Annotated in this window: 9 protein-coding genes and 4 pseudogenes; 11 read left to right on the top strand and 2 right to left on the bottom strand. The window is 40.2% G+C overall.

The genetic code is table 11. The features are described from left to right. Positions 1–784 precede the first annotated feature (784 nt). The 10 genes and pseudogenes from HT721_RS11385 to HT721_RS11145 form a co-directional block, all read left to right on the top strand. Positions 785–1,294, top strand: a pseudogene (locus HT721_RS11385) (adhesin); the annotation flags it as partial. 141 nt (positions 1,295–1,435) lie between these two features. Continuing rightward, positions 1,436–7,990, top strand: a complete 6,555-nt coding sequence (locus HT721_RS11305; protein WP_345890558.1) for an LPXTG cell wall anchor domain-containing protein — start codon at positions 1,436–1,438, stop codon at positions 7,988–7,990. A gap of 102 nt (positions 7,991–8,092) precedes the next feature. Continuing rightward, positions 8,093–11,536, top strand: coding sequence for a G5 domain-containing protein (locus HT721_RS07065; RefSeq protein WP_173229408.1), 3,444 nt, complete (start codon positions 8,093–8,095; stop codon positions 11,534–11,536). A 553-nt stretch (positions 11,537–12,089) separates the two neighbouring features. After that, positions 12,090–13,079, top strand: coding sequence for an Rpn family recombination-promoting nuclease/putative transposase (locus HT721_RS07060; protein ID WP_173229406.1), 990 nt, complete (start codon positions 12,090–12,092; stop codon positions 13,077–13,079). Further along, positions 13,075–13,500, top strand: a pseudogene (locus HT721_RS07055) (flagellar assembly protein H domain protein); the annotation flags it as partial. The gene HT721_RS07060 and the pseudogene HT721_RS07055, both read left to right, overlap by 5 nt. Further along, positions 13,501–13,926: pseudogene (locus HT721_RS07050) on the top strand (flagellar assembly protein H domain protein); the annotation flags it as partial. A gap of 160 nt (positions 13,927–14,086) precedes the next feature. Further along, positions 14,087–14,320, top strand: a pseudogene (locus HT721_RS07045) (ATP-binding cassette domain-containing protein); the annotation flags it as partial. Positions 14,321–14,499: 179 nt separating this feature from the next. Further along, positions 14,500–15,369: an aquaglyceroporin Gla gene (gla, locus tag HT721_RS07040; RefSeq protein ID WP_000348121.1), complete on the top strand. Its 870-nt coding sequence runs from the start codon at positions 14,500–14,502 to the stop codon at positions 15,367–15,369. A gap of 1,071 nt (positions 15,370–16,440) precedes the next feature. After that, positions 16,441–17,637, top strand: a complete 1,197-nt coding sequence (gene tuf, locus HT721_RS07035) for an elongation factor Tu (RefSeq protein ID WP_001040724.1) — start codon at positions 16,441–16,443, stop codon at positions 17,635–17,637. Between the two features lie 98 nt (positions 17,638–17,735). Continuing rightward, positions 17,736–18,041, top strand: a complete 306-nt coding sequence (locus HT721_RS11145) for a hypothetical protein (RefSeq protein WP_240149975.1) — start codon at positions 17,736–17,738, stop codon at positions 18,039–18,041. An 80-nt stretch (positions 18,042–18,121) separates the two neighbouring features. On the opposite strand, the gene HT721_RS07025 is transcribed toward HT721_RS11145, so the two are convergent. Both HT721_RS07025 and HT721_RS07020 read right to left on the bottom strand, forming a co-directional pair. After that, positions 18,122–19,204: a DEAD/DEAH box helicase gene (locus tag HT721_RS07025; protein WP_173229401.1), complete on the bottom strand. Its 1,083-nt coding sequence runs from the start codon at positions 19,202–19,204 to the stop codon at positions 18,122–18,124. Continuing rightward, a complete protein-coding gene (locus HT721_RS07020) occupies positions 19,201–20,178 on the bottom strand; it encodes a Gfo/Idh/MocA family oxidoreductase (RefSeq protein WP_173229399.1) in 978 nt (325 codons plus the stop codon). Before HT721_RS07020 ends, HT721_RS07025 begins: the two co-directional genes overlap by 4 nt. A gap of 198 nt (positions 20,179–20,376) precedes the next feature. Between HT721_RS07020 and HT721_RS07015 the strand changes: the two genes are divergently transcribed. After that, on the top strand, positions 20,377–21,351 hold the full coding sequence (locus HT721_RS07015; protein ID WP_173229397.1) for an Rpn family recombination-promoting nuclease/putative transposase: 975 nt from the start codon (positions 20,377–20,379) through the stop codon (positions 21,349–21,351). The last annotated feature ends 339 nt before the right edge of the window (positions 21,352–21,690 follow it).

Below are 21,690 nucleotides of genomic sequence, written 5' to 3'. Positions count from 1 at the left end.
TGAAGACTTATATAAAAAAGGTTTAAAACTTGAACCTGATGGGAGTCTAAGAGAGGCGGATGCTACGAGAACTATTAAAAAAATTTTAGAGTACGAGCTAAACCATCGTAGTAATGAAATCCAAAATAAAAAATTAGCGGAACATAGATTAAATAAAAAGGTTTTGTCGGAAGAAGAGAAAAATTTAAAAAAACAGTTGAGTGAAGAAGCAAAAGAAGAGGCGAAACAAAGCGACATCGTGATGGAAGTCAGTGAAGAAGCTTTAAAAGAAGATAAGTTAAAAGAAACTTTACCAGGTATAGGTAAAAAGTATATAGCATCGGCAAATGAGTTGAATAATTTCTTAAAAACTGTCATTAAGGAACCAACTGACCCGACTTGGACTAATGCTGTTAAAGAAAGAGATAAAGCACATGATCCCGATCGCGTGTACAAGCTGCTTAGACTTCTGCTTCCACAAGCATCTAAAATCACCTATCATCCAGAGGAAGATAGACTAGAGATTGAGAACAATTATGTCAGTCCAGAGACGAAGACAATTTTAGAAGAGATTAAAGAAAAAAATGAAGCTATAACAGCCACTAAAGATGAAACTGAACGCAAAAAACTAGTTGAGGAGCGTGATAACCTCAGAAACAAGCTGAAGGATAAATATAGTTACACTTATCTACAAGCTCATAATGGGAAAGAGACTATTATTCAAGGATCAACGATAAGAGCCACTGGTACTGCAAACGAGTATGATATTACTGAGAATATGTTAGCAAGGACTAGAACGAACACTATAGCAAATTCACATGGTAGAGATGGGATTGTAAAAGGTGGTGAGGAATATGGTATATTTGGACACATTGTTGGAACAGATAAAATAGAACGACCAGCACATGAAGTTCTGACAGATGATCAATTATCGAACAAAATCAAAGAAAAACTTGGAGAAGGAGATAGTAAACTAGGAAAAGGAGGTTATTTTTCTAGTGGAGATATTCCATTAGGGAAAGATGTGGTATCTTATACTGTTCAAGTGTTTTCGGCCGATAACGAAAGAGTTGGGGTCAATCCTCAAAGTCATCGCGTTCAGTATAATCTACCAATCTTAGCTGATTTTTCTGTTATTCAAGATACCGTTGAGCCAGCTAAAGAAGTTTCTCGTCGTATTATTGATAAACTAATAGAAGAAAAGAAAATTCCAGAAGATAAAGGAAAAAAAATAAAGGAGGAGATTGAAAAAGTTAAGAAAACTTCTGAATTAAAAGAACTTTTAAAAGGAAGTGTAAAAGTTCGTTATGTTGATACTACGGGTACAGAGATTAAGGATGCCAAGTATTTGAGGACTTTTACAGATAAAGATGGAAATACCGCCAATATAACGGATAAACCAGGAGAGGTTGGAAAACAACTCGTTAAATATCTGGATAAATCTGGAAATCCAGTTATGGTAACCGTTAAGATAAAAGATAATAATAACCAGGATCAAGAAGTTTCTGTGCCAAAAGAAGAAGAGACTACGGATAATAAAGCTGGTTATTTAGGTTTGAGCTACACAGACACATTTGATAAAACGGTAGATAATATTATTTCAACAAGTGATGGTAAACGCTACCGTGTACGTCGTTCATTAGCAGATAACACACCAGAGCGAGCAGAGAATTCAGCTGCAGCAGCTGGGGAACTAAGTCCTGGAGAAACAGTTGTAACTTATGTTTATGAGGAAATACCAGAATCTGTAGAGGATACAGAAACAAAAACCTTGACACGTACTATTAAATATGTAGAAAAAGGGAATGAAACACATCTTGTATCTGAATCTAAAACACAAACGGTAACAGTGTCACGAAAGGTGTATAAAAATAAACAAACAGGAAAAGTAGAAGCAGAAGAAGCTTGGGAAATTCCAGATGGTACAAAATGGGAAGAGGTGGTATCTCCTAAACTAGATGGTTACCAAAATCCAACAGTAAAAGTTGGAGACAGGTACGAAGCAAAAGATAAAGTTGACAGCGTAACAATCACGCAAGAAATTGCAGATAGAGGTAACGTGGAAGAAACTGTCTACTATGAAGTAGATGCAGTAAAAACTACAGAAACTAAAACTATTACACGTACAATTCGTTACGTTGATAACGTTACGAAACAAAAACTAAAAGAGGATGTCGTACAGACAGTAACTCTAACTCGAGAGAAAACAGAGAATAAAGCAGCAGGAACGACGACTTATACAGAATGGACAAAAGGTAACTGGGAAAAAGTAGTTTCACCAACAATTGATAAATATACGAATCCGTCAATGACGGAAGTCTCCTCAATGGAGGTAACATCAGATAGTAAAAATAGTACAATAACAGTAACATATGACCAAGGAACTGAAACAACACAAGAAACGAAGCCAGTTACACGTACAATCAAGTATGTGAAAAAAGATTTTGTAGACGGTGTAGAAGTAGAAGTCGAGAATGCCCAGCAAACAAATACAAAAGCAGTGAGCTTCACACGTACCTTGACAAGGAACCTAGTTACAGGGGAAACTACAACTGGTACATGGAGTGAGAAACAAACATTAGAAGAAGTAAAAACTCCAGTATTAGAAGGATATGTAGCAGACAGAGCAAAAGTAGAATCAAGTGAAGTGACAGGAGACAGTGCGGATATAGAGGAAAAAGTTGTCTATAGAAAAATAGGAGGCTGGATACCGAAAGAACCAGGCAAAGACAAACCAACACCGATCCCGTATCCGAATGACCCAGACGATCCAACCAAGCCTAAAACTCCAACTTATCCAGAAACCCCTGACACTCCAGGAGAGACACCAAATCCTCAACCGGGAGATCCAGGGACACCTGAAACTCCAGCAACACCACCAGTCATTCCATATGTACCAGGATACACACCAAAAGTACCGACGGATCCAACAAAACCTGAAAATCCAGATACCAATCCTTTAAAACCATTAGAACCATTGGATCCAAATGATCCTAAAAAGGGATACAAGGTGCCAGAAATACCTAGTGATCCTAAGAAGAATAAAGAGATAGAGTATGTGCCAAATCCACAAAAAATCCTGATTAAGGTTGTCAATATCACGACAGGGAAAGAAGTGGAAATGCCAAAAGAAAAACTGGAATTTAGTGGCGTATCCGACCAAGTAGTTGGGGATAAGAATAAAACGAAAGTTGATGACAAGATAAAAGCCTTGAGACAACGTGGTTATACTGTGGAGAGCACCAATCCTATCACGGCAACTACCAAGTACGATAGAGTGGACGATGCCACTACGGGAGAACCATCTCAGACTTATAAAATACTTGTTAAAGAACCAATCAGCATAGACACTGATAGTAAAACTGTAACGCGTACGATCAAATACGTGAAAAAAGACCTTGTAGATGGTGTAGAAGTTCCATCTGAAGCACATGAGACAGTGACGGATAGAGCGACATTTAACCGTGAAATCAAGTTCAACCTTGTTACAGGGGAGACGACCTATGGTGAATGGAGTGAAGCACAAACCTTAAATAAAGTCGCATCGCCAGTCCTATCAGGCTATATAGCAGATAGAGCGGAAGTTGGAGAACGTGAAGTAACAGCTACAACTGAAGATATTCAAGAAGAAGTTGTTTATACTAAGATTGGGACTTGGGTACCAAATCTCCCATCAGGAGAAACTCCAATTGATCCAATTCCTTATCCAAACCATCCTACTGATCCAACAAAACCAGGTGATCCGACACCAGGAGTGATTCCGCATGTGCCAGGATATACACCAAAAATTGGGGAAACACCGTTGGAACCAAAGGTACCAGGAGATCCAAGTCAAGGCTATACACCGCCAAAACCAAGCGATCCTAAGTCTAACACAGCTGTCACCTATGAACCAGATCCACAAAAGGCATTGGTCAAAGTCGTCAATACCACAACTGGAGTGGAAGTGCGCTTACCAGCAGAAGATGTCAATCTTGAAGGTAGGACTGCAGAAAAGATTTCAACAGAGAAAGTGCTTGCCAAGATTACGAACTTGGAAAAACGTGGCTTTATTGTGGATAATAAGGATGAGGTAATCGCTGAGATTACCAAGTCAAGCTTTGATAAGCAAAAAGACGAAGAAGGGAAAGACCCTTCCCAAGTATTCACGCTAAAAATTCATGAAAAAGTGGTAGAAGTAACAGAACCACCAACTCCAAATACACCAATCGACCCAGATACTCCAGATGATCCTAATAATCCAAGTATTCCAAGATGGACAGAAGAGTTAGTGAACCAATTGTCACTTAAGAAAGATGTTACACGTACCATTACTTATGTTAAGAAAGACACTCCAAATGGAGAAGAAATTCCAAACGCTAAACCAACTGTAACTCAAACAGCACACTTTAAACGCAATGTAAAAGTAAACGTAGCAACTAGAACAGTTGTAGAGTATACAGACTGGACAAGTACGGATAAAAACTTAGCAGAAGTAACAACAGAAAAACTAGATGGATATGTAGCAGATAAGCTATCCGTAGCTAGTGTAACAGTTTCTGAAACTTCAAATAATTTAGTAGAAAAAGTTATTTATACGAAATTAGGCGCGTGGATTCCGAAAATACCAAAAGGTGTAGTGCCACCAGAAGGAACTGATACGAATCCAAAACCTTACCCTAACCACCCAACCGATCCAACAAAACCAGGTAATCCAACAGATCCAAATGTTCCGGTGATTCCGTATATCCCAGGATATACACCGAAAATTGGGGAAACTCCGTTACAACCAAAAGTACCAGGAGACCCAACAAAAGGCTATATTCCACCAGCAGTACCGACAGAGCCTAATACAAATACAGAAATAAGCTATCTTGCTGATCCACAAAGAGCTGTAGTTAAAGTCGTAAACGTTAAAGAAGGAAAAGAAATACCATTACCAAACGATACGGTAGCTATTGGTAACGGCTCAACAGATGCAGATATTCCGAAAGATGACGTTAACAAGAAGATTACAGACTTGGAAAAACGTGGCTATGTCGTAGAAAACAAAGACTTATTAGATAATCAAAAATTTGATAATGTGAAGGATCCAGATGATGGAGACCCAACGCAAGTCTTTACACTGAAAGTTCATGAAAAAGTGGTGCCAGTAACACCGCCAACGCCAGATAAGCCAATCGAACCTGGAACACCAATTGATCCAACGACCCCAGTTGATCCAGACAAACCAAATGATCCAACCATCCCACGATGGACAGAGGACTTAGTGAAACAGCTGGATACCAAGAAGGAAGTGACACGTACAATTACGTATGTGGATGAAGAGGGAGCTAAGGTCACCTATACAGCTAATGGTCAAGAAACGACAGATGCAGTGACAGATAAAGTAACCTTTACTAGAACAGCGTTCATCAATGTCGTGACCAAAACCATTACTTATGGAGAATGGATGGCTGTAGATAATGACACTACATTTGCTGCGGTACTATCTCCGATGGTCAAAGGTTATGTCTTAAAGGCCAACCAAGATACACAAGGTGGTTTAGTAGAGGCAAGTGGAGCAAGTGTAGTAGCAAGTGAACATCTAAAAGCAGACTCTGCAAATCAAGAACTGAAAGTAGTCTATACGAAATTAGGTTCGTGGATTCCGAAAGTCCCAGGTGAAGACACACCAACACCACTACCATATCCAAACCATCCAACAGATCCAACGAAGCCTGGAGATCCAACAGATCCAAATACACCAAACGTCCCAGTAATTCCGTATGTACCAGGATACACACCGAAAATTGGGGAAACTCCATTACAACCAAAAGTTCCAGGAGACCCAACAAAAGGTTATATTCCGCCATCAATACCGACAGAACCAGGAACAGATAAAGAAATTAGCTATGTTCCTGATTCGCAACGAGCATTGGTCAAAGTGTACAATGTGAAAGATGGAGTGAAGATACCATTAGAAAATGATACTGTAGGTATCAATGATGGTAAAACGGATCAAGCTATTCCAACTAAATCTTTAGAAGATAAAATCAAAGAGTTGGAAAAACGTGGATACACTGTTGATAACAAGGACTTGTTGAAAGGTAAAGTTTTTGATAATCAAAAAGATCCAGAAAATGGAGACCCAACACAGGTATATGATCTCCTCGTTAGAGAACGGATAAGCTTTGATACAGAGACAAAAGCAGTTACAAGAACGATTAAATACGTTAAAATTGAAGAACAAAATGGCGCAGAAGTAGAAGTTGAGAATGCACAACCAACCAATACTCAGACTGTAAACTTTAGTCGTGACATCAGTATAAACTTGGCTACAGGTCGGATTAGTAATGGAAAATGGAGTGAAAAACAAATACTAGGAGAAGTGAAGACTCCAGTGTTAGAAGGCTATCTAGCGGATAAAGTCAAGGTAGAATCTCGTGAAGTGACAGGAGATAGTGAATCATTCGTGGAAAAAGTGGTATACAGAAAAATCGGTTCATGGGTGCCAAAAGTACCAGGAAAAGAAGAACCAACACCAATTCCGTATCCAAATGATCCAGATGATCCAACTAAGCCTAAAACTCCAGATTATCCAACCACTCCGCCACAACCAGGTCAACCAGTACCGAAAGTGCCAGTGATTCCATACGTTCCAGGCTATACACCTAAGACACCAAACGGAACTCCATTAGTACCTATAGATCCAGAACATCCAGAAAAAGGATATAAGGTGCCACCAGTTCCAGAAACGCCAAATGATCCTAAGATGGATACACCAATCAAGTATACACCAGATGGACAAAGAGCTATTGTCAAATTTGTTGTCATAGGCGAAGACGGAAAAGAAACGGAGCTTGTTGCTTCAAGGATGTCGCTGACAGGTAAAACTGGAGAGAAAATCCCAACAGAAAACTTTAATGATACATTGAAGAAACTAACAGGTGACCCAGTTAATAATGGTGACTACGAGTTAGTAGACAATCCACTGAAAGATGGAGCAACATTTGATAACGTAAAAGATGAAGAAGGAAAAGATCCGTCTCAAGTCTTTGTCGTGAAGTTACGTCAAATCTATGTTATTCCACCGACACCGAGAATTGTCGAACGTCCAAGCGGTAATACTGTAGAAGTTGACGTGCCAAATAAAGATGCTGATACTTTATCTATTACATTTACAAAACGAAACAGTACTGAAAAAGAAACTATCGTTACGAAGAAAGATAAAGATGGTACGTGGAAAATTGAAAAATCTCCAGTTGGAGTGACTATCAATCCGACGAATGGTCGTGTTTACATTCCAAGTGAACAAGTTCAACCGAAGACATGGGTAGATACGCAAACAAAACATAAGTACAAACAAAGTAAGATTGTTAGTGTTATGCCGAATATTCTTGATGTACCTAAATTTGAAGGAACAACAGAATGGATTGACGTAAATGGAAATGTCTTAAGACCAACTGAAAATGGTTTACATGAAAAAGGTCGAATTGCAAATCATGTTTGGTTGGAAAGTCGTTTGGAAGGAAATAAAGTCACACATATTTTCTTTGCAGGTTCTCCATCTGTAGACAAGCCAGAATATAAAATTACAGTCTGGTTTGATAAAGATGGTAATCCACTTAAACCAGATCAACCAGGTACTCATGAAGCTGGAAATATTCCAGGATACAGATATATTACAACTGTAACGGAGGATGGTATTACGATTCATAGATTTGAAAAGATACCGCCAGTTCTTCCTAACGAACCAATTCCAGATAGACCTGAGGAGCCGAGACCACAACCAAATCCAGAGCATCCAAGTGCTCCTACTCCAAGCCCAGAACTACCAAATCAAGAGACTCCAATACCAGAGCCAACTCCTGAACCTGAAACTCCAGTGAGTCCAGACCCAGAAGTTCCGACTTATGAGACAGGTAAGAGAGAGGAGTTGCCAAACACAGGTACAGAAGCTAATGCTGGCTTAGCTGGGGCAGGATTGTTGACCTTGTTAGCAGGTTTGGGACTAGGATTCTTCAAGAAAAAAGAAGATGAATCCGAATAATATAGAAAACGTTGCTTCTTGCCAAAAGTTGGATGAGTTATCTGGCTTTTGGCTCGGAGTCAACAACCTAGAAACTAAAATAAAAGTAAAATTGAGGAAAATATGTCAAGACAATCAACTAAGAATAAAAAATATGCTCTACGCAAAATCGGAAAAGTTTTCGGTTCCTGTGTAGTGGCTACTGTCATTACCCTAGGTGGTGTTGCAATAATGGCACCAAATGTTACAGTTTATGCTTCAGATACTAGTTCAGACGAGGAACCAAATATTGGTGAATTGTCTAGTGCCACTGAGGGTTACCAAGTTTTTGTTCCTAAAGGTAAAAAATATGTAAGAAATGATGATGTGGATTATGATCCTAATGCTCAACCTAAATTGATCACAGAGGGTCATAATGGTAATAGTTTCATTTTAAAAGCAAAGCCAAATAAGAATTTGACAGAGGAAAAGATAACAGATCATTTTGAGGAATCGGGTAATGAACTAGAAAATTTATTCAAAAAATTATATGATGACGATGGCGATGGTGAAGTTGATCCTAAGTATAAAAGAGCTGATGCTGATGCTATAAATGCAAATGCAGGTCAACCACTTGAGAATGATCCTAATTTTGTTGAACCTAAAGTGAGTGAAATTGACCCTAAGTATCCTCATCGTCTTGACTCAGGTATATATACTCCAGATAAAGATGACAGTAACCACGATGGTAAACCAGATGAGGCTAGTGGTGAAATTGATAGTGATGATAGTGTCGTAGAATCGAATAAACCCCTAACAGTAAATCCAGATGCAGAAGAAAATGTGGTAACAGAAGATGGTAATGTTGTACTATCTAAGTATTATCGTATCCATGTGAATGAAGGAGAAGATGCTGATAAAGTAGACGACGTTTACGAAATCGGAACAAAACCAAAGAAAGAAGTGGAAACAACTCCTAAAACAACTCGTTATGTAGGAGATTCTGATACTCCTTACAATACGAAAGTAACATCTGTTGATGGTCATGATGGTTCAGTTACCAAAAAGACAACCTATGATTTGAATGAGAATACAGGTGAGGTCACTCCAAAAGAAACAGTTACTACTGTAGAGAAAGAAGACAAAGTTGTTAAAGTTGGTAATAAAGAAGTCACAACTGAAAAAATTGATATTACGACCCACTATACCGCTGATCCAAGATTAGAAAAAGATAGACAAGAAACAGATAACAATGGAACGGAAGGAACTCGTGAAATAACGAAAGTCTATGAAGTTTCACCAACAACTGGTGATTTGTCTAATCCAACAAGAACAGAGAATGTTACTGTGGCTATGGTTCCAAAAGAAGTTCGAGTCGGGAATGTTGAGAAAGAAGTGGTTGAGACTGAAATCACAACTCGTTATATTCCTGATGAAACTAGAACTCGTGATGAGCAAGAAGTGGTAACTCCAGGTTCAAAAGGGGTTCATACAAAAACTACGACTTATAGTGTTAATCCAAACACTGGTGAGACACATACTCCTGTTGTGACAGAAGACGATAAACCAATGGAGCAAAAAGTAGTGAAAGTTGGTATCAAACCTGTAGAAACAACAGAGATTATTGACATTACGACTAAATATATCCAAGACCCAGACCTAGACTATGGAAAAACGGTTATTGACAATCCAGGTTCAGAAGGAAAAATTGTAACAACTACAACTTATACTTTAAATGAACAAGATGGAACAACTACTGAAAATCAACCAACTGTTCAAAAAACAGAGATGGTACAAAAAGTTGTTCGTGTTGGAGTAAAACCAAAAGTTGAAGAAACACCAATTCCATTCCCAACTCGTTATGAACGTGATGACTCTATTCCAAATGGAGAAGAAAGAGAAACTGTAAAAGGTGTTGATGGAAAAACAGTCAAAAAGACAACGTATACGATGAATCCTGACACAGGTGTCGTAACACAAAATGAACCAACAACAGAAACAACGCAGCCAGTGACGCGTGTTGTTAAAGTTGGTACCCAACCGAAAGTAGATGTAACTCCTGTCCCATCTCCTAAGAGATATGAGAAGGATCCAGATAAAGAAAAAGGACAACCAAACCAAGAAGTTCCAGGGAAACCAGGTACATCTACAACGACTACAACCTATGAAGTAGATCCAAAAACAGGTAAGGTTACAGAAAAAGTAGGCGATCCAGTTGTGGTAGAACCAACAGAAACTGTCGTCAAAGTCCCAGCTAAGGATAAAGTGGTAGTAGAAGAAATTCCAGTTGTCACAGAGTATGAAGATGACCCAACTCTTGAACCAGGAACAGAAAAAGAAGTAACACCAGGTCAACCAGGTGAAAAAACAACAACGACTACTTATACTGTAGATGGAAAAACAGGTGATATTACTGAAACGACTACAACTCAAATTACCAAAGAAATGGTAAAAAGAACGGTTAAGAGAGGACCAAAAGGAACTCCAAGTCAACCAGGACAGCCAACCGCTCCTGAGGAAGCACCGGCTCAACCAGGACAACCATCTGAGCCTGAAGACCAACCAAATCTTAAGGTAGCTCCGCCGACTATCGCTATTGTGGAAGAAGCGAATAAAGCAAGCATCGAAGTCAAAGCACCTAAGAAAGATGCGGATACAGTCAAAATCACCTATCCTAAGAGTGATGGCTCTGGTGAGGAGGTTCTCACTCTTACCAAGCAACCTAGTGGCGAATGGACTTTAGACAAACAACCTGAAAATGTTACATTAGACAAGAAAACAGGTACTGTAACCATTCCACGAGAATCAGTTGTCAATAAAGAAAAAGTCCAAGCTCAAGCCAAGCATAAAACGAGTGAGTATACTCCGTTTGTATACGCTGCTTTATCAATCGAAGAAGCAAACCCAGAGTATCCAGTAACGCTGTGGGTAGATAGAGCAGGTAAGGAGATTAAGGAAAAAGTAGTTGGCAAAAAAGTACAGGCTGGCGAAATTGCAGGCTACAAGTGGTTATCTAGTCGCTTAGAAGAAGGTATTTTGACGCATACATTTGAGAAAGTAGCGAATGGAACCCCAATTTTACCAGAAAGCCCAACTAGTCATCCAATGACTCCATCAAGTTCGCCATCAACTTCAACGCCAGAAAAACCAAACAAAGCTGAAACTCCAGCGGTTCGTACAGTATGGCGCGATGAAAACGGAAAAGACTTGAAAGTGCCATCAGTTGATAAGCAAGAAGCAGGTGAAGTTCCAGGCTATGAATTTGTTGAGAGTCACCGTGAAGGAGATAACTTGATAGTTCATGTGTTTAGAACCAAGCAAGCTCAAACTCCTGCTCCAAAAGACCAAACTCCAAGTCCAGAACAGGCTTCAAGCCCAGCACCATCTAAAGTTTCAGAACAAAAAGGTGAGGCAGTGGCTACAGCTACATCAGAAAAGACAGTAGATAGTGCAACATCTACAAAAACATCTGATAAAGCAGAGTTGCCAAACACAGGTACAGAAGCGAATGCTACCTTGGCTAGCGCTGGTATCATGACCTTGTTAGCTGGTCTAGGACTAGGATTCTTCAAGAAAAAAGAAGACTAAAAACTCATAGTTTTTAAGAAGATGATTCGTCATCTTCTTTTTTTGGCTCATTGTCAACTGTAGTGGGGTGGAGAAAAGCTAATACTCTTCGAAAATCTCTTCAAACCGCGTCAACGTCGCCTTGCCGTAGATATATGTAACTGANNTGCGGCTAGTTTCCTAGTTTCCTCTTTGATTTTCATTGAGTATAAGATTAAGAAGAGGCTGAGAAAAAGCCTCTCAAATCAGAAAAACGCATAGTATCAGGTGTTCAAAACTTGAGACTATGCGTTTTATTGTGGGAAGATTTACTTTATTTTCTCCGGAAGTTGAGTTTTGGTCCAGTCTCTTTAAATTATATGTTATCTTAAATTCAGAACAGAACATTATAACTTATAAAACATTGCTAGAAATTGATTCGACTTTACTATCCTATTTGTTCAGAGTTTATTTCCTTTTGCTATAAAGTTTGAATTTCTTTTGTTTTTTCTACTCTTTTTCCGAATAAATAGATAGAAGCATCAAATCTAGTAAATTAGATTAAAAAATGTGCTATAATGAGAGGAGAAGAAATATGACTGTACGTCATCCGGGCATTAGCCCAACCAATGATTTGGTTGCTAAGAAAATCTTTAGCAATCCAGAAATCACTTGTCAATTTATTCGCGATATGCTGGACTTACCAGCCAAAAATGTGACGATTTTGGAGGGAAGCAACATTCACATCTTGCCTTCTCTACCCTACTCGGCTCAGGATTTCTATACCAGTATAGACGTCTTGGCGGAGTTGGATAATGGTACGCAAGTTATCATCGAAATTCAGGTTCATCATCAGAATTTTTTCATCAATCGTTTGTGGGCTTACTTGTGCAGTCAGGTCAATCAAAATCTTGAAAAAATTCGCCAACGAGAAGGTGATACCCACCAGAGTTACAAGCATATCGCACCTGTTTACGCAATAGCTATTGTGGATAGTAATTATTTCCAAGATGATCTAGCTTTCCACAGTTTCAGTATGCGCGAAGACACGACAGGTGAAGTCTTAACCATCACAAACAATGGACAGGAACATCATCTAGTCAAGATGGCGTTCTTGGAATTAAGAAAATACAGAGAAACCAGCAAAGACAAGGTTCGCAAGCCGTGGTTGGAGTTTTTCGGGAATAAACCCTTTACTCAGCACCCCGAGCGAGCCATCAGCCAAGCAGACCAACTGCTGGACTACAAGAGCTGGTCCGAGGAGGACAGGAAAATGTTTAGTCAACTACGTATGCGCGAAGAACAAGCCTTGTTAGCGCAGGACTATGCCTTGGAACAAGCTGAGGAAAAAGGTTTAGAGCGTGGACTTGAACGTGGTCGTGCAGAGGGGATTGAACAAGGCATCGAAAAAGGTTTAGCACAAGGACTTGAACGTGGACGAGCTGAAGGCATCGAACAGGGATTAAAAGTAGGTTTAGTAAATCTAGTACGTCAAGGTCTTCTAACACCTGAGGTTGCCAGCTGGCAGTTAGGCATGACCGTGGCTGAGTTTGAAGCGTTATTGAAAGACATAAATAAGAATTAAAAAATACAGAGAAACCAGCAAAGATAGGATTCGCAAACCATGGTTAGAGTTTTTTGGGAATAAGCCCTTTACCCAACAACCCGAGCGAGCCATCAGCCAAGCAGACCAACTGCTGGACTATAAGAGCTGGTCCGAGGAGGACAGGAAAATGTTTAGTCAACTACGTATGCGAGAAGAACAAGCCTTGTTAGCACAGGACTATGCTTTGGAAACCGCTAGGGCTGAGGGGGTTGAACAAGGACTGGAGCGTGGTCTTGAACGTGGGCGAGCTGAGGGCATTGAACAGGGACTTGAACGTGGAAAACTCTTTGCCTTCCTAGACATGGTTCGTCAAGGTCTTCTGACTTCGGAGATAGCCAGTCAGCAGTTGGGTATGACTGTCTCTGAATTTGAAGAACTATTGAGAGACCATCACAAATAAGAACTAAAAAAATATAGAGAAACCAGCAAAGACGAGGTTCGCAAGCCATGGTTGGAGTTTTTCGGGAATAAGCCCTTTACCCAACAACCCGAGCGAGCCATCAGCCAAGCAGACCAACTGCTAGATTACAAGAGCTGGTCCGAGGAGGACAGGAAAATGTTTAGTCAACTACGTATGCGCGAAGAACAAGCCTTGTTAGCACAGGACTATGCCTTGGAAACAGCTAGGGAAGAAGGTATTGAACAGGGGTTGGAACGCGGTCGTGCAGAGGGGATTGAACAGGGCATCGAAAAAGGTTTAGAACAAGGACTTGAACGTGGAAAACTCTTTGCCTTCCTGGATATGGTCCGCCAAAGTCTTCTGACTTCCGAGGTTGCCAGCCAGCAGTTAGGAATGACTGTCGCTGAGTTTGAGTCACTCTTGTAAACGAGCGAAAATGTTTAGCTAGCTATCTTGCAAAAAAATAAGTAGAGTTTATAATCCAAATACTTTTTAATACCAAGAATAAGCAGAGCCGGTTTTTCTAGGATATTTGAGTTAAGACGATTGTCTTGAATGCCTTAGGGAAACATGCTATACTACTTGTATGATTATTTTACAAGCTAATAAAATTGAACGTTCTTTTGCAGGAGAGGTTCTTTTTGATAATATCAACCTGCAGGTTGATGAACGAGATCGGATTGCCCTTGTTGGGAAAAATGGTGCAGGTAAGTCTACTCTTTTGAAGATTTTAGTTGGAGAAGAGGAGCCAACTAGCGGAGAAATCAATAAGAAAAAAGATATTTCTCTGTCTTACCTAGCCCAAGATAGCCGTTTTGAGGTTGCAGATAAGACTGACGAAGTCAGTAACCATACATACGGCAAGGCGACGTTGACGTGGTTTGAAGAGATTTTCGAAGAGTATTATTTTTAAAAAATCTTTCCAGAAACTAGTTGCTAAATAGGGTAAAAATTGATAAAATAAGGAATATCTAAAAAATTTTAAGGAGAATCTAGCAAATGGATTTCACATGGGCACTGAAGTATGCCACTGAATTTTTGGGAACTGCCATTTTGATCATTCTTGGGAATGGTGCAGTTGCCAACGTTGAACTTAAAGGTACGAAAGGTCACCAAAGTGGCTGGATCGTCATCGCTGTTGGTTATGGTATGGGGGTTATGATCCCAGCCTTGATGTTTGGTAACGTATCTGGGAACCACATCAACCCTGCTTTCACTCTAGGACTTGCAGTTAGCGGTCTTTTCCCTTGGGCACAAGTGGTACCTTACATTATCGCGCAAGTCTTGGGGGCTATCTTTGGTCAAGCCTTGGTTGTGGCAACACACCGTCCATTCTACTTGAAAACTGAAAACTCAAATAACATCTTGGGAACTTTCTCAACTATTTCAAGTATTGACCATGGTACAAAAGAAAGTCGCTATGCAGCAACTGTCAATGGTTTGATTAACGAGTTTGTTGGTTCATTTGTTTTGTTCTTTGCAGCTCTTGGTTTGACTAAAAACTTCTTTGGTGCTGAAGTGCTTCAATACATGAAACAAATGGCAACACAAGCAGGACAAACAGTTGATTTTTCTGACTTGGCTATTAAAGCACAGGTGGCTCCACACACTGCTTCAGGACTTTCTGTGGCTCACTTGGCACTTGGATTCCTCGTTATGGCTTTGGTAACATCACTTGGAGGACCTACAGGACCTGCCTTGAACCCAGCTCGTGACTTGGGACCACGTCTCCTTCATGCTTTCCTTCCAAAATCAGTTCTTGGTGAGCATAAAGGCGATTCAAAATGGTGGTATTCTTGGGTACCAGTAGTAGCACCTATTGCAGCAGCAATTGCGGCAGTAGCTGTATTCAAATTCCTTTATCTCTAAGAAATAGCTCCTTTAACATTTGAGTGAGCACCATCTATAAGTAAGAGAGGATCAGATTGGTTCTCTCTTTTTGATTTTTTAGGGAAATGAAAGAAAATCGAAATAAACTCTTCTCCAGCAGTGGTTTAGAAGTCTCAGTGGGCTATTCCAACTTCAATGGGCTATAGTAGGTTGCAGTTGAAATAATAGACCCTTGTTTCTAAAACATTGTGAGAAATTGGTTTGAATTCCCCAATCAAATTGTGCAGTTTTCATTCTACTATATATTATCGATATTATCGGAGATGGGTTCCCTATCTTGTAAGTCTGCTTTATAGTGGGTTGAAGTTGGAATAGTCCGCCCTTCTTTCTCAAACATTGTGAGGAATTGATTTGCCTTCCTCAACAAAATGTTCAGTTTTTATTTCATTTTACTATAAAATAAGCGATTAGGGGGCTATTCTTCGACCGACATTGGCTCTGCTGTGTCCTATGATGGTTATCGTTTTATCTGCAATCTTATACTCAATGAAAATCAAAGAGTAAACTAGGAAGCTAGCCGCANNCTGACGAAGTCAGCTCAAAATAGTGTTTTGAGGTTGTAGATGAAGAGGTTGGGCAAAAACTCGATTTTAGGAGAAAATGAAGTAAATCTTTCCACAATAAAACGTATAGTACCAAGGTTTCACAAGACCGGATACTATATGTTTTTCTGATTGCAAAGACTTTTTGACCAGTCTCAACTATACCTACGGTAAGGCGACGCTGACGTGGTTTGAAGAGATTTTCGAAGAGTATTAACTCGATATTGTGAGTAACTTTTACCTAGCTTCCTAGTTTGCTTTTGTAGTATAAACCAGAGACTGTTTGCATTCTCAGCAAGTGAGTGGATGAATAATGCTGAAAACTCCTTGAAGGCTAAGTCTATTTAGTACTTTCTACTAGCTAGCTAAATTTTTACCAAGAATAATTCACAAAAACGTTGTAAAACACTTGCAATTTAGCTGAAATTTGATAAAATAGTAAGGAAAGTTAGACTGTATTGCCTACTGTCTATCTATAAAATATATTTTATTGGAGGCTTTTACTCAAATGGCAAAAGAAAAATACGATCGTAGTAAACCACACGTTAACATTGGTACTATCGGACACGTTGACCACGGTAAAACTACCCTAACTGCAGCTATCACAACTGTTTTGGCACGTCGCTTGCCTTCATCAGTTAACCAACCTAAAGACTATGCGTCTATCGATGCTGCTCCAGAAGAACGCGAACGCGGTATCACAATCAACACTGCGCACGTTGAGTACGAAACTGAAAAACGTCACTACGCTCACATCGACGCTCCAGGACACGCGGACTACGTTAAAAACATGATCACTGGTGCCGCTCAAATGGACGGAGCTATCCTTGTAGTAGCTTCAACTGACGGACCAATGCCACAAACTCGTGAGCACATCCTTCTTTCACGTCAGGTTGGTGTTAAACACCTTATCGTCTTCATGAACAAAGTTGACTTGGTTGACGACGAAGAATTGCTTGAATTGGTTGAAATGGAAATCCGTGACCTATTGTCAGAATACGACTTCCCAGGTGATGATCTTCCAGTTATCCAAGGTTCAGCACTTAAAGCTCTTGAAGGTGACTCTAAATACGAAGACATCGTTATGGAATTGATGAACACAGTTGATGAGTACATCCCAGAACCAGAACGTGACACTGACAAACCATTGCTTCTTCCAGTCGAGGACGTATTCTCAATCACTGGTCGTGGTACAGTTGCTTCAGGACGTATCGACCGTGGTATCGTTAAAGTCAACGACGAAATCGAAATCGTTGGTATCAAAGAAGAAACTCAAAAAGCAGTTGTTACTGGTGTTGAAATGTTCCGTAAACAACTTGACGAAGGTCTTGCCGGAGATAACGTAGGTGTCCTTCTTCGTGGTGTTCAACGTGATGAAATCGAACGTGGACAAGTTATTGCTAAACCAGGTTCAATCAACCCACACACTAAATTCAAAGGTGAAGTCTACATCCTTACTAAAGAAGAAGGTGGACGTCACACTCCATTCTTCAACAACTACCGTCCACAATTCTACTTCCGTACTACTGACGTTACAGGTTCAATCGAACTTCCAGCAGGTACTGAAATGGTAATGCCTGGTGATAACGTGACAATCGACGTTGAGTTGATCCACCCAATCGCCGTAGAACAAGGTACTACATTCTCTATCCGTGAGGGTGGACGTACTGTTGGTTCAGGTATGGTTACAGAAATCGAAGCTTAATTCGATTTAGTTCCCAGAAGAACAATTATTTAAGTCAGACACTAAAAGAATCTTGCTTTGCAAGGTTCTTTTTTTTTCAGATATTGAACTAATACTCAATGAAAATCAAAGAGCAAACTAGGAAGCTAGCTGCAGGCTACTCAAAACACTGTTTTGAGGTTGTAGATAGAACTGACGAAGTTAGCTCAAAACACTGTCTTGAGGTTGCAGATAGAACTGACGAAGTCAGCTCAAAACACCGTTTTGAGGTTGTAGATAAGACTGACGAAGTCAGCTCAAAACATGGTCTTGAGGTTGTAGATAAGACTGACGAAGTCAGCTCAAAACATGGTCTTGAGGTTGTAGATAAGACTGACGAAGTCAGTATCATATACATACGGCAAGGCGAAGCTGACGCGGTTTGAAGGAGATTTTCGAAGAGTATAAAATTGAATTGCTTACAGAAAAAGCTCCATACACTAGATGTGTATAGAGCAATGGGGGATTATTTAATATAGAGTTCTTGATTTTTCAAGACAATTTCACGTACGCTCGCAAATTTCTTGAGTTTTTTAAGTTCTTCTGGATGAGTGACGAGAGTGATAACATAACCTTCTTTGCCCATACGGCCAGTACGGCCAGCACGGTGTGTGTAGGTTTCGCTATCTCTCGGGACATCAAAGTTTACGACGCATTCTAGGATATCGATATCAATTCCACGAGCCAGAAGGTCAGTTGCAAGAAGCAGGGTTAGTTGCTTGTCTTTAAACTTTTCTAAGATGACTTTTCTAAATTTGACATTGACATCACTAGCTAGAGAAACAGCCAAGATATCACGATACTGTAATTTTTCTTCTGCACTTCCAAGGTCTGACAGGTTGTTAAAGAAGACTAGTCCGCGGAAATCCTCAACATGAGCCAGTTTTCGTAGCATATCAACGCGGTGACGTTGGTCTACCTGCATGTAGAAATGCTGGATATTGTCCAGTTTTTGATCAGAGAGATTAATAGTGCGTGTATTCGGCACAATCTTTTCTTGGTCAAACTTGGCCGTCGCACTCATGTAGATGAGTTGGTGGTCACGCGGTGCGTAGTGAGTAATTTTCTCGACAAAGTGTATCTGAGAATCATCGAGCAATTGGTCAAATTCATCTAGAATGATGGTTTCCACATTCATCATTTTGATTTTTTTCAATTTAATGAGTTCAAGGATACGGCCAGGGGTTCCAATCAGAATTTCTGGTCCTTTTTTTAGGCGTTCAATCTGGCGTTTCTGACTCGAACCTGATAAGAAGAGTTGGGCAGTTAAGCCGATAGCGTCTGCCCACGTTTTACATACATCAAAAATCTGTCCAGCAAGCTCCGTATTTGGTGCTAGAATCAAGAGTTGTTGGGCTTTTTTCTTTTGTAGTCTGAGAAGACTTGGTAGGAGATAAGCTAGGGTCTTGCCTGTTCCTGTTGGGCTTACTCCTAGAAGATTTTCTCCAGCAAGAAGGGGCTCAAATAGTTGAGTTTGAATGGGGGTGAATTCTTGGAAACCGAGTTGGTCACTCAGTTCTTGCCATTCAGTCGGTAGTTTGGTTTTCATTTTTCTGCCTCAAATCTAATGCCAGCAGTCTGGCGCATGGTATATAGTAGCTCATGAACTGAACTTGCATCTTCCAGCCAAGTTTGGTAGAGTGTCTGGTCTGGTTGCTGGATCATGTGTGCAAATGCAGCGGCTTCCTCAGTCATCGTATGAGGAGCCTGTTGGATAGGGAGTTGGACTTGATTGCCTTGATGGTCGGTAAAAATAGCTGAGCGGACATGCTCGATGCTGTTGAGAGTCAAGGTACCATCTGTCGTATAAATCTCGCAAGGGAGATTGGAAGTGATGTTTTTTCCAGCCTTGATATGAACTTGATAGTCAGTGTAGAAGAGGATTCCATCTCCATTTAGGTCAATGCTATTGTCAAGTTTTTGAGCCTGATAGGTTGCGTCATTAGTTTTTCCAAAAAGGCGAACGGCAGCGTAGAGAGGATAAATCCCCAAATCCATGAGAGCACCGCCAGCAAAACGGTCTGAGAAGACATTTGGTGTTTGTCCAGCCAACAAGTTAGGCATTTTGGAAGAATACTTGGCATAGTTGAAATCTGCTCCCAAAATTTGCTTGTCCGCTAAAAAGTTTTTGATGATAGTGAAAGCTTTTTCATGGTAATTGCGAGCTGCTTCAAAGATAAAACAGTGATTTTTTTCAGTTGTTTGAACCAAATCCAGCCATTCTTGTGGATGAGTGACAGCTGGCTTTTCAAGAATAACATGTTTACCAGCAGACAAGGCAGCTTTTGCCTGAGCAAAATGCAAGGAGTTTGGGCTAGCAATATAGACCACATCAAAGGAGCTCTTGAAGAAGTCCTCTACTTGATCAAAGAGTTGGATATTCTGATAGCGAGAAGCAAAGGTTGCCGCAGTTTCTAGTTTTCTAGAATAGACTGCGACCAGCTGGTATTTCCCACTAGCATGGGCTGCTTCTATGAAATGGTGGCTGATAGCACCTGTTCCGATGACACCTAATTTTAGCATAAATACTCCTTTTCCGATTTTAAATCCTTCTTTCATTATAACATAGATAGACGGGACTATCCAACAGAGGGGAAAAAATTTCAAATAAGCGATTAGCTTTCTTCTGAAAAAAAGCTTTCTTTTACGAATAAATAGATAGAGCCAGAGAATCTAGTAAACCTAGATTTAAAAATGTGCTATAATAGAAGGAGGAAAAGGATGATTCTCAGACATCCGGGCATTAGCCCAACTAATGACTTGGTTGCTAAGAAAATTTTCAGCAACCCAGAAATCACTTGTCAATTTATTCGCGATATGCTGGACTTGCCAGCCAAAAATGTGACCATTTTGGAGGGAAGCAACATTCACGTCTTGCCTTCCCTGCCCTACTCGGCGCAGGATTTCTATACCAGTATAGATGTTTTGGCAGAGTTGGACAATGGGACACAGGTTATCATTGAAATTCAAGTTCATCATCAGAATTTTTTCATCAATCGCCTATGGGCTTACCTGTGCAGTCAGGTCAATCAAAACCTAGAAAAAATCCGTCAACGTGAAGGAGATACTCACCAGAGCTACAAACACATCGCACCAGTATACGCAATTGCCATTGTGGATAGCAATTACTTTTCAGATGACTTGGCTTTCCATAGCTTTAGTATGCGCGAGGACACGACAGGTGAGATTTTAACAATTACAAACAATGGACAAGAAAACCATCTGGTCAAGATGGCGTTCTTGGAACTCAAAAAATACAGAGAAACCAGCAAAGACAAGGTTCGTAAACCATGGTTGGAGTTTTTCGGCAACAAGCCCTTTACCCAAGAACCCGAGCGAGCCATCAGCCAAGCAGATCAACTACTGGACTACAAGAGCTGGTCCGAGGAGGACAGGAAAATGTTTAGCCAACTACGTATGCGAGAAGAACAAGCCTTACTCGCTCATGACTATGCCTTGGAACAAGCTGAAGAAAAAGGGTTGGAGAGAGGTCGTGCAGAAGGTATTGAACAAGGTTTAGAGCGTGGTCTTGAACGTGGACGAGCTGAAGGGATTGAACAAGGTCTAGAGCGTGGAAAACTTTTTGCCTTCCTAGATATGGTCCGTCAAGGACTTCTGACTTCCGAGGTTGCCAGTCAGCAATTAGGCGTGACTGTCTCTGAGTTTGAAGAATTATTGAAAGACCATTATAAATAAGAATTGAAAAATACAGAGAAACCAGCAAAGACGAGGTTCGTAAACCATGGTTGGAGTTTTTCGGGAACAAACCCTTTACCCAGCACCCCGAGCGAGCCATCAGTCAGGCAGACCAACTGCTGGATTAAAAATTAGGAAATATCGTGTAGAAAATAGTAACAGATTTTATCTCTTTGTGGGATGAAGTCTGTTTTTTTGTATGATGGGCAGGTCCTACATCTGAGTGGCAAGTTCTCCGTAGGTATCCGCTATCGGTTAATGCATAGCATATATGAATGAAATAAGAACTGAACAAATCAGTCAGGAAAGTCAAAGTAATTTCTATCAATGTTTTAGAAG

This window comes from Streptococcus sp. 4094, assembly GCF_013277125.1.
Classification (GTDB): Bacteria; Bacillota; Bacilli; order Lactobacillales; family Streptococcaceae; genus Streptococcus.
Note: the sequence above shows the minus strand (reverse complement) of the source record. Positions and strands in the feature narration are given on the sequence as shown.

Excerpts from the sequence above, each read along its gene's own strand:
- HT721_RS07060 (WP_173229406.1), top strand. The coding sequence starts at position 12,090 with ATGACTGTACGTCATCCGGGCATTAGCCCAACCAATGATTTGGTTGCT.
- tuf (WP_001040724.1), top strand. The coding sequence starts at position 16,441 with ATGGCAAAAGAAAAATACGATCGTAGTAAACCACACGTTAACATTGGT.
- gla (WP_000348121.1), top strand. The coding sequence starts at position 14,500 with ATGGATTTCACATGGGCACTGAAGTATGCCACTGAATTTTTGGGAACT.
- HT721_RS11145 (WP_240149975.1), top strand. The coding sequence starts at position 17,736 with ATGAAAATCAAAGAGCAAACTAGGAAGCTAGCTGCAGGCTACTCAAAA.
- HT721_RS07015 (WP_173229397.1), top strand. The coding sequence starts at position 20,377 with ATGATTCTCAGACATCCGGGCATTAGCCCAACTAATGACTTGGTTGCT.
- HT721_RS11305 (WP_345890558.1), top strand. The coding sequence starts at position 1,436 with ATGGTAACCGTTAAGATAAAAGATAATAATAACCAGGATCAAGAAGTT.
- HT721_RS07025 (WP_173229401.1), bottom strand. The coding sequence starts at position 19,204 with ATGAAAACCAAACTACCGACTGAATGGCAAGAACTGAGTGACCAACTC.
- HT721_RS07020 (WP_173229399.1), bottom strand. The coding sequence starts at position 20,178 with ATGCTAAAATTAGGTGTCATCGGAACAGGTGCTATCAGCCACCATTTC.
- HT721_RS07065 (WP_173229408.1), top strand. The coding sequence starts at position 8,093 with ATGTCAAGACAATCAACTAAGAATAAAAAATATGCTCTACGCAAAATC.